Below are 14,342 nucleotides of genomic sequence, written 5' to 3' on the forward strand. Positions count from 1 at the left end.
CAGGGGCACTGCGGCTTGAAAAAGTGCGCGGAGGTTCTGTCTCCGATGCTGAAAAGAGCGGTCCCTGAACCTATCTAAACCGCCACCAACGTTGCTGTTCCTTATGGAGAAACCCCATGCCCATCTCGATCTATCGCTCCACGGTTCCTGTCTTCCAGCGCGGCCTTGAGACGTTGAGGACTTATCTCGACAGGGTCGAGAGCTTCACGCAGGAGAGGGGCATCGACGGAACTGATCTTGTTGCGGCGCGCCTGTCTTCGGACATGCTGCCGCTCTCCGGACAGTATCAGCGCGCGACGGACACCGCCAAATTTGTGATTGCGCGCTTGACCGGTGCCGATGCACCGAAATTTGAGGACAACGAGACGACGATCGCCGAGTTGCGCGAGCGAATCGCGAAGACGGAAGCCTATCTCGCTGCCGTCGCGCCCGCATCTCTCGAAGGAACGGAAACCCGGGAGATCACTCTTTCGCCAGGCGGCAACAAGATTACGTTTCGAGGCGATGAGTATCTCATGACTTTCGCACTGCCGAATTTCTTCTTCCACGTTGCCACGGCGCACGCGATCCTGCGCAACCAAGGTGTTCCTGTCGGCAAGATGGATTATCTCGGCCGCCTCGCCTGATCTTGTCGAGCCGGCTCAAAGGGTCGTTCGCGCAGGTGCAGCGTGCTGCGCCGGCATCGAGTCAGTCCTCGAGCTGGTATATCCGGTCGCCGACGGGAGCACCGCGGGCGACCGGATATCTGCACGTCAGTGCTGGTTTGATTTTGCGTGCCAGTTCCAGGCGGACCGGATGATCTCAGACAAATCGTACTGCGGCGTCCAGCCGAGAATTTCCCGCGCCTTGTCGTTGTTGGCGACCAGCGTGTGAGAGTCGCCTTCACGGCGGCCGACATATTCCACCGGAAACGGCCGCTCCGACACGCGCTCGATCGCACCGAGCAGTTCTTTCACCGTCGTTCCAGTGCCAGTGCCGAGGTTGAGAGCAACGGAGTCCCCGCCGCGTAGCAGATGCTCGACAGCGCGGACATGCGCGTCGGCGAGATCGAGCACGTGGATATAGTCGCGGACACAGGTGCCATCACGCGTCTCATAGTCGGTGCCGAAGACCTTGAAGCCTTCACGGCGACCAAGTGCAGCGTCGATCGCCAGTGGTATGGCGTGCGTCTCCGGCTGGTGCCACTCGCCGATCCTGCCTTCGAAATCAGCGCCAGCGGCGTTGAAGTAGCGCAGTACCACCGATCGGAAGCCCGTATACCTGTCGTAGTCGGCAAGCGCCTGCTCGACGATGTATTTGGTGCGGCCGTACGGGTTGATGGGCACCTGCCGGTGCGTCTCATCGAGCGGCACGCTTTGCGGCAAGCCGTATGTCGCGCAGGTCGATGAAAAGACGAATGCCTTGACGCCGGCCGCCTGGGCGGCAGCCAACAGTGTCAGCGTACCGATGACGTTGTTTTCATAGAAGGCAACCGGATCCTTTACCGATTCTCCGACCTCGATAAGGGCGGCAAAATGCAGGATGGCGGCCGGTTGGTGCTTGGCCAAGACTTCGTCCAGACGAGCCCTGTCCCGGATATCCCCCTCTTCCGCGGGTCCCCACTTTACGAATTCGCGATGACCGTTGGAGAAATTGTCAAAAACGACGGGCTTAAAGCCCTTGTTTGCGAGATCGAGACATGTGTGCGAGCCGATATAACCAGCGCCGCCCACGACCAGAACCGTTTCACCTGCCATGCACCACCTTCAATTTTCGTTACGGATAGGCAGAAGACTTAAGGCAGGTCGATGGCGAGAAAAAGAAAGAAACGAGTGCGGGAGAGATGTCGCTCCCATTTTGTCGACGACGACATTAGCAAATTGATCGATATGAGTTTTTCAGCTGGATCAACTGTCCTTGAACGTCCCTCAGCCAAATAAAGACTCAGAATCGATTTTCGGATTCCTGCAATTTCAGATGGCGTATAATTTTTGTACTTTGTCTTTTAAATGGAAGTTATATTCGTTTGATCCTCGTTGAGGATGATGTTCTTGGTGGAAATGTTGTCTATCGATCTGGAAACCGGTCTCGATGAACCCGTCTATCCGAAAGTTCATATTTCATGATCTTCAGGCAATCGAGGGATACATTGATCCGCCTGATGCGCTGGTATTCCTTGCCGCTTTGCGAGCGCAGAAATCGTCCGCGCTGGAGGGCGGTCTCGCCGAAATTGGCGTTTACTACGGCCGATCTTACTTCTTGTTGCGAAAGATTTGCGGCGATGTCGCCAAGATCGTGGCTATTGATCCGTTTGATATAAAGAGAACGGGTCAAGAGACGACGCAATATGACCGCTTTGTGGCGGCTGGCCGCCAGCTCGGTCTTTTTGTCGATGAGCAGCGGGTCATCAGGAGCGACAGCACGCTGCTAAAGCCAGAGGAAATTACCGAGAAGGCTGGACCGGTGCGTTTCTTCAGCATCGATGGGGGGCATATGCTCCACCATGTCGAGGCTGACAGCCGTCTCGCGGCAGCGACGCTTGCGGAGCATGGAGTGATCGTTTTCGACGACACATTCAATCCTGCTTGGCCGGAGGTCACGGCGGGCGTGGTTGATTTTCTGCGCAGGGAGGCAGGCCGCTTTTCGGTCTTCTGCCTAACCAAGTACAAGACCTACATCTGCCACAAAACGTTCCAGGAGTTCTATTCGCGTGCGATTGCGACTTCGCACGAGTTGAAGCCATTCGATCAACTCGACACGGAGTTTCTTGGCTCTACGGCGATCAGGTTGCATAACCCGATGCGCCGCCGCATCGCCTACGAAGTGATGGTCGGACTGGGTATGCGTGCACTTTCCGAGCGTGCGTACCGATAGTAAGCTTACGCCGCTGGCGGATCTGCCTCCTTCAGCCTGTATCCAACACCAGTTTCCGTCGTGATATATTGCGGCTGATCCGGGCTCTGCTCGATCTTCTGACGCAACTGGCGAACATAGACGCGCAAGTATTGCACATCGGCGGCGGGTCCCCAGATCTGCTTCAGCAGGAATTGATGGGTGAGGACCTTCCCCGCATGTTGAGCCAGCACCCTCAGAATGTCGTACTCCTTCGGCGAGAGCTTGATTTCTCTGCCGTCGATTTTGACAATTCGCTTGACCAGATCGATGGACAATCCGCCAGCCTGAAAAATTGCCCGTTCGCCCTGCTGTTGCAGCCGGTGACGCAGGGCGACGCGCAGCCGTGCGCCGAGCTCGTTCATGCCGAAGGGCTTTGTCAGATAGTCGTCGGCTCCCGCCTCGAGAGCGTTCACGATGCCGGCTTCGTCCGTGCGGCTGGATAGGATCACGATAGGCAAAGCGAGGCCGCCATCCCTCCATTCACGCAGCAGTTCATGACCCGATTTGTCGGGCAGGCCGAGATCCAGCACGATCAGGTCTGGTGGTTCATCTTTTGCCGACTGCAAGGCTGCGGCGCCATTGGCCGCCTCGTGTACCTCGTAGCCTTGCGCGGTCAGACCTACGCGAAGCAGCTTGCGGATCGGGGGCTCGTCGTCCACGACGAGAATTTTCACGGTTGAACCGGTCATTTGAGCTCATCCAATTTCGGGATCTCATTTGGTTTCGGAAGACGAATGGTGAAGACAGCGCCAGAACGATCGGTGCGATTTCCGGCAGTGATCGTGCCGCCCATCGCCTCGACAAAACCTCGGCAAATTGACAAGCCAAGACCGGTACCCGCCCGAACCTGGTCGCTCTTGCGTACGCGGTAGAACGTATCGAAGACTCGATCGAGGTCAGCCGGCGGAATTCCTGGCCCCTCGTCTGAAACCTGAATCATCACATTGTATTCGTCGGCCCATCCGTCGATCCGGATTGCAGACCCTTGCGGCGCGTACTTGGCTGCGTTGTCGAGCAAATTGAAAAGCACCTGTTCGAACAACACCGGGTCGATGCGAACCATTGGCAGGTCGGAAGGGATCGTCATGATCGTCTTGTGGTGCGCGAGAATCTTCTCGGCACGCCGTAGCGCGCTTCCAGCTATGTCACCTGGGTAATGCAGCGCATAGTTGGGTTCCATCGCGCCGGACTCGATTTTCGTCATATCGAGCAGGTTGGCGATAAAGCGGTGGAGCCGTTCCGATTCGTCGACAACGGTAGACAGCAGATCGACGCGATCTTCCTCCGACATGGAATCGAGGTAGTCACGCAGCGTACCCGCTGCACCGAGAATGGCAGCCAACGGCGTCTTCAGGTCATGCGAGATCGACGTGAGAAGGGCCGAGCGCAAACGATCGGCTTCGGCCGCAAGTTTAGCCCGGTCGACGTCCGCCACAAGTTGAATACGTTCGATCGCAAGCGCCGCCTGATCCGCCAGCGCATCGAGAAGACGTTGCTGCTCTGGTGTGAGAAGCGGTCCGTCGCGCCTGTCATTGTCCAAACCGATGACGCCCACGGCCGCGCGACCGGTTCGCAGCGGCACGTAGAGACGCTTGGCGCCGGGCAGGGTATCGGCCCCGCGGCCAGCGGCATGGTTATGCTCCCATGCCCAGCGCGCTGCGGCAATGTCTGCCTCATCAAGCGTGTCATCCGGCGGATAGCCAGCTTTGACGGCTATGGTGCCTTCTTCGGGCAGAAGCAGAACAACGCGCACCTTGAGCATTGAGGCTAGTTGGAAAGCGGTCGCCCACAGAACATCATCAAGCGTGCCAGTGCCGGCCAGTTTCTTGGAGAACAGATAGAGGTCCTCGGTCGTCCTTGCGCGTTGTCGGGCGGCTGCGGCCTGGCGCTGGACCGTGGCGGTCAGATTGCTCGCGATGACGGCGACGCCCAGGAAAAAGAAAAGCGCAAGCACACTTTCCGGATCGCTGATCGTCAGCGTGTAGCGGGGCGGCAGAAAGAAGAAGTTGAACGACAGTGCGCTGAGGATACAGGTGTAGAGAGCGGGGCGAAGCCCGTGGATAACAGCAGAGGTCAGCACTGCCATCAGGAAGACGAGGGCAAGGTTGCGGACATCGAGAACCTGATCGAGCACCACGCCCACGACAAGCGCCAGTAAAACATAGGCCGTGGCAGCGAGGTATGCCTGAATATTGATGGCGGGTGCAGAAGGGGCGGTTTTCACGCCACGTGCGGATGTTCCATCCTTCTCGCTACCGGATATCACGTGGACGCTGATATTGCCCGACTTTCGGATCATATCGTCGGCTATGGAGCGGTGAAACCAGTCACGCCACGTCGGCTGACCAGGGGCGCCGATGACGATGTGTGTGACGTTGTTCGCTGCCGCGTGCCGAACGAGCTCCTCGGAGACCTCGCGGCCGGGAATTGTGATTGCCTCACCACCGAGTTGTTCGGCAAGGCGAAGCGTGGCTGCAATGGCGTCGCGGTCAGCTTCCGTCAGACCGATGGACCGATTGGTTTCGACATAGACGGCCGCCCAGGGAGCACGCAGTCGCGATGCCATCCGCGAGGCGTAGCGTACCAGCGAAGTCGAGCGCGGATGATGGTCGACTGACACCAGAACTCTTTCGCCAGCTGCCCACGGGCCGGCGATGGCATGCGCTTGCATGTGAGTCAGAAGCTGGTCGTCGACACGCTGCGCCGTTTTGCGCAAGGCGAGTTCGCGAAGCGCGCTCAGGTTTCCGGGGGTGAAGTAATTGGTCAGGGCGCGTTCGGCGGTCTTTGGAACGTAGACCTTTCCGTCGTGAAGTCGTTTGATCAGATCATCGGGCGTGAGATCGATGATCTCGACATCATCAGCCATATCGATGATGGAGTCCGGTACCGTTTCTCGCACGCGAATACGCGTGATCTGCGAGACAACATCGTTCAGGCTTTCGACATGCTGGATGTTCAGCGTCGAGTAGACGTCGATGCCGCGCTCAAGCAGTTCCTTTACATCAAGGTATCGCTTCGGATGGCGGCTGCCTTCGGCATTCGTATGGGCCAGTTCATCGACGAGCACGAGGCTTGGCCGGCGCGCAAGAATGGCGTCGATGTCCATCTCTTCGAGAGGCCGGCCCTTGTAGTCGATCTTGACACGGGGGATGACTTCAAATCCGTCGACGAGCGCTTGTGTCTCCTTGCGCCCATGAGTCTCGACAATGCCGATCACCACGTCGACCCCATCAGAGATCTTGGCGCGGCCGGACTCCAGCATCTCGTAGGTCTTGCCTACGCCCGGGGCCGCGCCGAGGAAGATCTTCAGACGACCACGCGTCTCCTGCCGAGCCTTCTCAAGCAGTGCATCAGGTGAGGGTCTGCCAACCTTGTCGCGGTTGTCTTCCGGCATGCGGTTCATCTTTCCTTCACAAGCAAGCCCCGGTCGCACACAGGCGCCCGGGGCTTACAATCTTACTGAGACATAGAGGCATCAAGGGACTGGTTCAATGCCAGGACGTTGACCGTGGCTTCGCCGAGGATGCCGAGCTCGGGGCGATTGACGGCGGCGTCGACAATAGCCTTCAGCTTGGCTTCATCCATGCCGCGCGCTTTCGCAACGCGCGGTATCTGAAAGTAGGCCGCTTCGGGCGAGATGTGCGGATCAAGGCCGCTGCCGGAGGCCGTCACGAGATCGATCGGAACCTCCACGTTTGGATTGGTGGCCTTGGCCGCCTCGTAGTCTGCCTTCACGCGATCAATCAGTTTCTGGCTTGTCGGGCCGAGGTTCGAGCCGGAAGACGACGCAGCGTTGTATCCATCGCCCGCGGCCGATGGACGACCGTGGAAGTACTTGTCGCTCGTGAACGCCTGGCCGATCAGCGTAGAGCCGATGACTGTGCCGTCCTTTTCGATCAGGCTGCCATTTGACTGTGTCGGGAAGAGCGCCTGCGCAGCGCCCGTCATTGCGAGCGGGTAAAGCAGGCCAGTGATGGCGGTGGTGGCAACGATCATGACGATTGCCGGACGAAGTTCTTTCAACATGATGTCAACTCCTTAGGCGAGACCCATGGCCGTAATGACCATGTCGATCGCCTTGATGCCGATGAACGGGACGATGATGCCGCCGACACCGTAGATGAGCAGGTTGCGGGAAAGCAGCGCGCCGGCGCCGATCGCACGGTATTTCACGCCCTTCAGCGACAGCGGGATCAGCGCGACGATGATCAGCGCGTTGAAGATGATGGCCGAAAGGATGGCGCTTTGCGGAGTCGCAAGGCCCATGATGTTCAGCACACCAAGCTGCGGGTAGAAGGCCAGGAACATTGCCGGGATGATGGCGAAGTACTTGGCGATGTCGTTGGCGATCGAGAAGGTCGTCAGCGCACCACGTGTCATCAGCAGCTGCTTGCCGATCTCGACGATTTCGATGAGCTTCGTCGGATCGCTGTCGAGGTCAACCATGTTGCCGGCCTCGCGGGCGGCGACGGTGCCGGTGTTCATGGCAACGCCGACGTCAGCCTGGGCGAGGGCGGGCGCATCGTTGGTGCCGTCGCCGCACATGGCAACCAGCTTGCCCTTGGCCTGCTCTTCGCGGATCAGGGAGAGCTTGTTCTCAGGCGTGGCCTGCGCGAGGAAGTCATCAACGCCGGCTTCGGCGGCGATGGCGGCGGCTGTCATCGGGTTGTCGCCCGTTATCATGACCGTGCGAATGCCCATCCGACGCAGTTCTGCGAAGCGCTCGCGGATGCCGCCTTTGACGATATCCTTCAGCTGAACGATGCCGAGAAGGCGCCCGTCGCGGGCAACGGCCAGCGGCGTGCCGCCTGCCTTGGCGATTTCATCAGCGATTGCCTGCAGTTCCCGCACGACATCGGTGTTGCTGCGGATGGCAACGGCCGTATTGCCGGCGACCGACGCGGGCGTGGCGCCGACATAGGCGAGTACGGCATCGACGGCGCCCTTGCGGATCGACGAGCCTTCGACATCGACACCACTCATGCGCGTCTGGGCGGTAAATGGCACGAAGGTAGCCTTCAGGCTCGCCATATCGCGGCTACGGATACCGTACTTTTCCTTCGCAAGCACGACGATCGAACGGCCTTCAGGTGTTTCGTCGGCGAGAGAAGCAAGCTGGGCTGCATCTGCAAGGTCCTGTTCGGTAACGCCGCGGACCGGGCGAAACGTCGTCGCCTGACGGTTGCCGAGGGTGATCGTTCCCGTCTTGTCGAGCAACAGCGTATCGACGTCACCAGCCGCTTCGACAGCACGGCCGGACATCGCAAGCACGTTGAAGCGCACGAGACGGTCCATGCCGGCGATACCGATTGCCGAGAGAAGCGCGCCGATGGTGGTCGGGATCAGCGTCACAAACAGAGCGACCAGGATGATGATCGGGATCGAGCCACCGGCATAGCTTGCAAAGCTCGGAATCGTTGCGGTGGCCAGAACGAAGATCAGCGTCATGCCTGCGAGCAGGATGTTGAGAGCAATCTCGTTCGGAGTCTTCTGCCGCTCCGCACCTTCGACGAGCGAGATCATGCGGTCAAGGAAGGTGTGACCTGCGGCAGCGCTGATGCGGACGCGAATCCAGTCGGAGAGGACCTGCGTACCGCCCGTCACAGCCGACCGGTCGCCGCCGGATTCGCGAATGACGGGGGCAGATTCGCCGGTGATTGCGGCCTCGTTGACCGAGGCTACGCCTTCGACCACTTCACCATCCGATGGAATGATATCGCCGGCCTCGACGAGGACGAGATCGCCGACCTTAAGGCTTGTGCCTGGAACCAGGCGGTAGCCGGAGCCGTTGTTGGCCGTCAGCAGCTTTGCCTGGGTTTCCGTGCGGGCCTTGCGCAGCGAGTCTGCCTGTGCCTTGCCACGACCTTCGGCAACAGCTTCGGCGAAGTTGGCGAAAAGCACGGTGAACCAGAGCCAGAGATTGATCTGGAAGGAGAAGCCGAGATTTTCGCCACCGCTGACGAGGTCGCGGATGAAAAGGACGGTGGTCAACGCCGAAACGGTGGCCACGACGAACATGACCGGGTTTTTGGCAAGGGTGCGCGGATTCAATTTCTTGAAGGCCGCGCCCACGGCCGGAATGAGGATGCGAGAATCCATGATGCTCGCTGATTTTGCCTGGCTCATAAGAGACTCCAGCTTGAAAAGAGTAAGGCGATCGGTGTTCGATCAGCCATGTAGGATCCGAAGTGCTGCGACGATGACGAGGAGGCCAGCGAGCATCACGAGGATGATGTCGGAGGCGCGGGTCATCCGCTGGCTGTCACGTCCCGGCGAACCGGGACGTGTGTTGAAGGATTTGCGAAGCCTGTGACGAAGGATCATTGCTTCACCTCAGAAGGTTTGGCCGGCGATCATAACCAGGTGTTCGACGACCGGGCCAAGCGCCAGGGCGGGGAAGAAGGTCAGGCCGCCTACAATGAGGATCGTGCCGGTGAGCAGGCCAACGAAGAGCAGGCCATCCGTCGGGAAGGTGCCGGCCGAAGCTGGAACCGTCTTCTTGGCAACGAGCGATCCCGCGATCGCGAGTGCCGGGACGATGACCAGGAAGCGCCCCATCAGCATGCCGAGACCGAGCGTGATGTTGTACCAGGGTGTGTTGCCGGTCAGGCCACCGAAGGCCGAGCCGTTGTTCGCGGCAGCCGAGGTGTAGGCGTACAAGATTTCCGAGAAGCCGTGCGGACCGGCGGTGCCGATCGAGGCAACAGCGGACGGCAGAACACTGGCAATTGCGGTGAAGACCAGCATCGCAAGCGGCAGGCAAAGAATAGCAAGCACTGCCATCTTCATCTCCTTGGCTTCGATCTTCTTGCCAAGATATTCCGGCGTACGCCCGACCATCAGGCCAGCGACGAAGATCGCGATGATGACGAAGAGCAGGATGCCGTAGAAGCCTGCGCCAACGCCGCCGACGATAACTTCGCCAAGCTGCATGTTGATCAGGGGGATCAGGCCGCCGAGCGCCGTGAAGCTGCCGTGCATCGCGTTGACCGCACCGCATGATGCAGCCGTCGTTATGACCGCAAAGAGCGAGGACATGGCGACGCCGAAGCGCACTTCCTTGCCTTCCATGTTGCCACCCTGCAGGCCAAAAGCATGCATTATCGGATTGCCGGCGGCTTCAGCCCAATAGGTGACAGCCACGCCCGCAATGAACAGAATGCCCATGGTGGCGAGGATCGCCCAACCCTGGCGCTGGTTTCCGACCATGCGACCGAAGACGTTTGTCAGTGCAGCGCCGATTGCGAAAATCGACAGCATCTGAATGAGGTTCGAGATCGCGTCTGGATTCTCGAACGGATGAGCCGAGTTGACGTTAAAGAAGCCGCCGCCGTTGGTGCCGAGCATCTTGATAGCAAGCTGCGAGGCAACAGGGCCGAGAGCGATTGTCTGCTTGGCGCCTTCGAGTGTGGTCGCGTCGACATAAGGGCCGAGCGTCTGCGGTACGCCCAAGTAGACGTAGACCAGCGTCAGTACGATGCAGAGCGGAAGCAGTACATAAAGCGTGCTGCGGATCATATCGACCCAGAAATTGCCGATCGCCTTGCCGGATGCGCGCGAAAATGCACGGATCAGGCCGATGGCGATTGCCATACCGGTGGCCGCAGATACGAAGTTCTGCACCGTCAGCCCTGCCATCTGCGTGAGATAGGACATCGTGCTTTCGCCGCCGTAGTTCTGCCAGTTGGTATTGCTGACGAAGCTCGTGGCGGTGTTGAAGGAAAGCTCAGGGCCAACGGCAGCCATCCCGGCCGGATTATAGGGCAGGACAGCCTGCAAGCGCAGCAGGGCATAGAGTACAAGTACGCCGAGCAGGTTGAACATCAGCATCGCAAACGCGTACGAGGTCCAATGCTGCTCTTCGCGTTCACTGGTGCCGGCAAGCGCGTAAAGCCCCCGTTCAATCGGAACGAGGACTGGTGAGAGAAAAGTGCGCTCGCCGTTGAAGACGCGAGTCATGTAACCGCCGAGCGGTTTGACGAGCACGATGATGATTCCGCAGTAGAGCAGAATCTGAAGCCATCCGTTGAGGGTCATGGGAGGTAACTTTCAATACCCGATTGGTTCCGCCTGTCGCGACTGGGAGGGACGCGCGGTTAGAAACGTTCGGGGCGAATGAGAGCGTAGGTGAGGTAAACCGTGAGAAACACGGTGACGGCACCGCTGAGAATATAGTCGAGGGTCATGGCGTTTCCTCCGGTCAAAGCCGGTCACAGGCTTTGGTGTAGGCAAAGCACAGAACGAAAAATATGATTGCTGTCGCGAGTAGAACTATGTCCATCATCGATCTTGACTCCTGTTGTTCTTTTGGAGTCAGACAAGACAAAGGGCGCCACCCACCGGATGGCACCTTTCATGCTTTCTGGCGTGGAGATGATCCTTGGATCTCTCGGGCCTTAATATGAGGCCTAACCGCATAAGCATTCGAGAGTGGCACTGCGCCGCAGATATAAGAATCTTATAAATGCCGATAAAAGAAAAATGCCTCGCCGAAGCGAGGCTAGTCCTAGGCCGCTTCGGGGAAAAGAAGAAGCGGCGCGGTTGTTCTATTGCTCGTTAGCCCGGCTGCAAAGCGCACTTTCGGCCATTTCGGTACGCCTTGCGCGGATTGAACGAAGCGCGTCAGCTGCCCGTGCGGCCGACTTTCAGGCTTCGAACGATATTCCGGCCTCGTCGCAGGGCCGTAAAAGCGGCGCCTATGGCGATCAACCAAAGGGCCGCGCGCAGGACCTGATTATGTCCGCTCCAGAGGGGCTCAAGGACGCACAGAACTGCCGCGGCTGTGATTGTCGCCATGCGGTGCTGCTTTGCCATCGGACCCGAGAAGTCGCTTGGCGTTCCCGACGCCCGACCAAGCTCGCGAACATAGGCGGTCAACACGGCAAAAGATGCCGCTGCCCAACCGAGCCCGGGTGAGCCAATGCCCCACCCCACGCCGGCCAGGATCAGGATATCCGCGATGCGGTCGGGGAATTCGTTCCAGAACGGTCCGTCGGCAGCACCTTTTCCACCTTCGACGGCAACCATGCCATCAAAAAGATTGCACAGCAGCCGCAATTGGCAGAAGGCCGCCGCGAGGATCAGGAAGAGTGCTCTGGTCCACGCTGTGTTCTGTCCCGCGAGGAAAAACGCGCCCCCTGCCAGGGCCGCGGCGATCATGCTCGCCTGAGATATCTGGTTGGGTGTGATCGATCTCATGGCCAGCCATTGTGCAACACGCTTTGCCCACTGCGTCTCCCTGCTTGCCAATGGTCGCCGATCGCCAGTTTCTGTCATGCCCCGATCCTCTTTCGATAGAGAAAGTAGTTGTAGATCGCCGCGTAGCTCGTCGAGACGGCTAGTGGTATCGCGACCGTCCTCAAAATCTCAGGCGTGCCGCTCAATGCGTGGATCGAGATCAGCATCGCAGTGGAAGCAAGGCATGCGATCAATGGTGGCGCCCAAAGGCCGGCGGCCCCCTTAAACTGCTTGGATAGGCGCTCGATCACCGTCTTTAGGAAGAAGGTGAGGCAGGCCGAGAGCCCGCCCTGCACAACGCCGGCCAGCAGGGCGCGCTGTAGCGGATGGTTGACGTTGGCAAGGACCGCCCAGCCGCCCATGGCGAAAAACGCGAACAGCACATGCGTCACACTGCTCTGAACCAGACGACGCGTCTGCACCATCATGTGGTCGACCACCAGTAGCGGACAATGTGGAAGAAGATCGGTGCGGAAAAGACCACGGAATCGAGCCGGTCAATCAATCCGCCATGGCCTTCGATCAGATTGCCCCAATCCTTGACGCCGCGATCCCGCTTGATTGCAGACATGACGAGACCGCCGAAAAAGCCCATCATCGTGATAACGAAGGCCATGACCCCGGCTTGAAACGGGGTGAAGGGTGTAATCCACCACAAGGCGGCGCCGATCAATGTGGCGCTGGCTACGCCGCCGACAAAGCCCTCCACAGTCTTTGACGGGGACAGGCTTGGTGCGATCTTCGTTCGGCCAAACAGCTTGCCCCAGACATATTGAAGGACATCGCTGAGCTGCACGATGATCACCAGAAAGGCGATCAGAAGAACGTTGCGGCCTTCGTAGCCCGGGATCGTCAGCGTCAGCAACGCCGGAACGTGGGAGGCGCAGAAGACACAGATCATCAGCGCCCATTGCACTTCGGCAATACGTATCAAGAAACGCTCCGTATCGCCGCGTAGTACCGAGATGATCGGCATCAACAGGAACGCGTAGACCGGAATGAAGATCGAAAAGATGCCATATTGTCTCTCCCACAGCAGCCAGTACTGCAGCGGCAGGACGACGAAGAAGGCGGCTGCGAGGGCCCAATGATCGGCACGTTTGGTGTCGGTGAGTGTGATGAACTCGCGCAATGCCGCGAAAGAGCAGAAGCCAAATAGCAGCAGCACGCCGATCCGACCCGCAAGAAAGGCGAGGCCGATCAAAATGGCCATGATCCACCAGGCCTTGATGCGCGCGTTCAGATTTTCGATTGCGGTATTCGACTGACCGGCTGGCACGCGGCGCTGTAGCGCGTAGCCGATGCTCGAGGAAACGACGAGGAGCGTGAAGATGCCAAGGACAAGCGTCCACAGATCGGAGTTGGCTGCGTTCATTCTTTATCGCCTGAGTGCTTTGGTGACAGATCGAGCAGGGCCGTGCGTGCCCTGTCAAGGAAGGTTTCCTTGCTCTCGCCGGCTTCGATTCGCATGGCGTTGCCAAAAGTCACAGTACAGATAAGGGGGATGGGGACGATCTCGCCCTTTGGCATGACGCGATTGAGATTGTTGATCCAGACGGGTACGAGCTGAATGCCCGGTCGGGTCGAGGCCAGGTGGAAAAGTCCGCTTTTGAACGGCAGGAGCTGTGCGTCGGTCTGGTTGCGCGTGCCTTCGGGAAAGAGGATCAGCGATGCACCGGAATCGATTACATCAGCCATAACCTCAATCGGATCACGGGTACGCTTGTCGCGGTCTCGCTCGATAAGGACAGCATCGAACACGTCACGGCCGATGAAGCGGTTGATCGATGATTTCAGCCAATATTCCGCGCCGGCGACAGGCCGTGTTCGGCGCCGCAAGCTCGGCGGCAAGACGGCCCATACCAGGATGAAATCGCCATGACTGGAGTGGTTGGCGAAATAGATACACTGCCCATCGGGAATGCCATTGCTAGGCCAGATGGCGCGCACTGCCGTAATCGCACGTGCGAACACCACGATGGCCGCCGCAACAGGCTTCGCGATCACACTTCTCACTGGTTTCAGCCCCCTCGCTGCATCAACAAGCAGCTTGGAGAAGCGTAGCGGCATTTTTGATCGTTCGGAAGTCCTGCTTGTGGCGGAGGGGCGCGTTCAAAATTCCACGCTCCGACGGGATCGGCGAGACTCGGAAGGGATCGAACCGGCACGTTTGTTTAGGGCGGAAAGGAAAGCGTTAACCATGGTCGGTTAGGAATGAGTCGGACGCAACG

Annotated in this window: 14 protein-coding genes; 2 read left to right on the forward strand and 12 right to left on the reverse strand. The window is 59.0% G+C overall.

The window, feature by feature from the left end; translation table 11 throughout:
- The first annotated feature begins 116 nt into the window (after positions 1–116).
- Positions 117–626, forward strand: a complete 510-nt coding sequence (locus tag JNB88_RS11090; RefSeq protein ID WP_220355520.1) for a DUF1993 domain-containing protein — start codon at positions 117–119, stop codon at positions 624–626.
- 126 nt (positions 627–752) lie between these two features.
- On the opposite strand, the gene galE is transcribed toward JNB88_RS11090, so the two are convergent.
- The gene (galE, locus tag JNB88_RS11095) at positions 753–1,736 is read right to left on the reverse strand and encodes a UDP-glucose 4-epimerase GalE (protein ID WP_220355521.1); all 984 of its coding nucleotides are present in this window, start codon (positions 1,734–1,736) and stop codon (positions 753–755) included.
- 334 nt (positions 1,737–2,070) lie between these two features.
- Here galE and JNB88_RS11100 point away from each other — a divergent pair, with 334 nt between their 5' ends.
- Positions 2,071–2,853 (forward strand): class I SAM-dependent methyltransferase, encoded by a 783-nt coding sequence (locus JNB88_RS11100; RefSeq protein WP_220355522.1) that lies wholly within the window; start codon positions 2,071–2,073, stop codon positions 2,851–2,853.
- A gap of 5 nt (positions 2,854–2,858) precedes the next feature.
- Here the strand turns inward: JNB88_RS11100 and JNB88_RS11105 are convergent, their stop codons facing one another.
- The 11 genes from JNB88_RS11105 to JNB88_RS11155 form a co-directional block, all read right to left on the reverse strand.
- Positions 2,859–3,563 carry a response regulator transcription factor gene (locus tag JNB88_RS11105; RefSeq protein ID WP_037131684.1) on the reverse strand — a complete coding sequence of 235 codons (705 nt, stop codon included), beginning with the start codon at positions 3,561–3,563 and terminating at the stop codon, positions 2,859–2,861.
- Entirely contained in the window at positions 3,560–6,268 is a 2,709-nt protein-coding gene (locus tag JNB88_RS11110) for a sensor histidine kinase (RefSeq protein WP_220355523.1), read from the reverse strand. Before JNB88_RS11110 ends, JNB88_RS11105 begins: the two co-directional genes overlap by 4 nt.
- A 62-nt stretch (positions 6,269–6,330) precedes the next feature.
- Positions 6,331–6,900 carry a potassium-transporting ATPase subunit KdpC gene (gene kdpC / locus JNB88_RS11115; protein ID WP_220355524.1) on the reverse strand — a complete coding sequence of 190 codons (570 nt, stop codon included), beginning with the start codon at positions 6,898–6,900 and terminating at the stop codon, positions 6,331–6,333.
- 12 nt (positions 6,901–6,912) lie between these two features.
- Positions 6,913–9,000 carry a potassium-transporting ATPase subunit KdpB gene (kdpB, locus tag JNB88_RS11120; protein WP_220355525.1) on the reverse strand — a complete coding sequence of 696 codons (2,088 nt, stop codon included), beginning with the start codon at positions 8,998–9,000 and terminating at the stop codon, positions 6,913–6,915.
- A 42-nt stretch (positions 9,001–9,042) separates the two neighbouring features.
- Positions 9,043–9,198, reverse strand: coding sequence for a hypothetical protein (locus tag JNB88_RS11125; protein WP_197066629.1), 156 nt, complete (start codon positions 9,196–9,198; stop codon positions 9,043–9,045).
- A 9-nt stretch (positions 9,199–9,207) separates the two neighbouring features.
- Positions 9,208–10,911 (reverse strand): potassium-transporting ATPase subunit KdpA, encoded by a 1,704-nt coding sequence (gene kdpA / locus JNB88_RS11130; protein ID WP_220355526.1) that lies wholly within the window; start codon positions 10,909–10,911, stop codon positions 9,208–9,210.
- A gap of 59 nt (positions 10,912–10,970) precedes the next feature.
- Positions 10,971–11,060: a K(+)-transporting ATPase subunit F gene (locus tag JNB88_RS11135; protein WP_016556800.1), complete on the reverse strand. Its 90-nt coding sequence runs from the start codon at positions 11,058–11,060 to the stop codon at positions 10,971–10,973.
- A 436-nt stretch (positions 11,061–11,496) separates the two neighbouring features.
- Positions 11,497–12,150, reverse strand: coding sequence for a CDP-alcohol phosphatidyltransferase family protein (locus JNB88_RS11140; RefSeq protein WP_220355527.1), 654 nt, complete (start codon positions 12,148–12,150; stop codon positions 11,497–11,499).
- The gene (locus JNB88_RS11145; RefSeq protein ID WP_220355528.1) at positions 12,147–12,539 is read right to left on the reverse strand and encodes a hypothetical protein; all 393 of its coding nucleotides are present in this window, start codon (positions 12,537–12,539) and stop codon (positions 12,147–12,149) included. Before JNB88_RS11145 ends, JNB88_RS11140 begins: the two co-directional genes overlap by 4 nt.
- Positions 12,536–13,486: a phosphatidate cytidylyltransferase gene (locus tag JNB88_RS11150; protein WP_037131695.1), complete on the reverse strand. Its 951-nt coding sequence runs from the start codon at positions 13,484–13,486 to the stop codon at positions 12,536–12,538. The genes JNB88_RS11145 and JNB88_RS11150 overlap by 4 nt, the downstream gene beginning before the upstream one ends.
- Positions 13,483–14,127 carry a lysophospholipid acyltransferase family protein gene (locus JNB88_RS11155; protein WP_220355787.1) on the reverse strand — a complete coding sequence of 215 codons (645 nt, stop codon included), beginning with the start codon at positions 14,125–14,127 and terminating at the stop codon, positions 13,483–13,485. Before JNB88_RS11155 ends, JNB88_RS11150 begins: the two co-directional genes overlap by 4 nt.
- Positions 14,128–14,342: the final 215 nt, after the last annotated feature.

The organism is Rhizobium cauense (genome assembly GCF_019511525.1).
In the GTDB taxonomy this organism is placed as follows: Bacteria; Pseudomonadota; Alphaproteobacteria; order Rhizobiales; family Rhizobiaceae; genus Rhizobium; species Rhizobium cauense.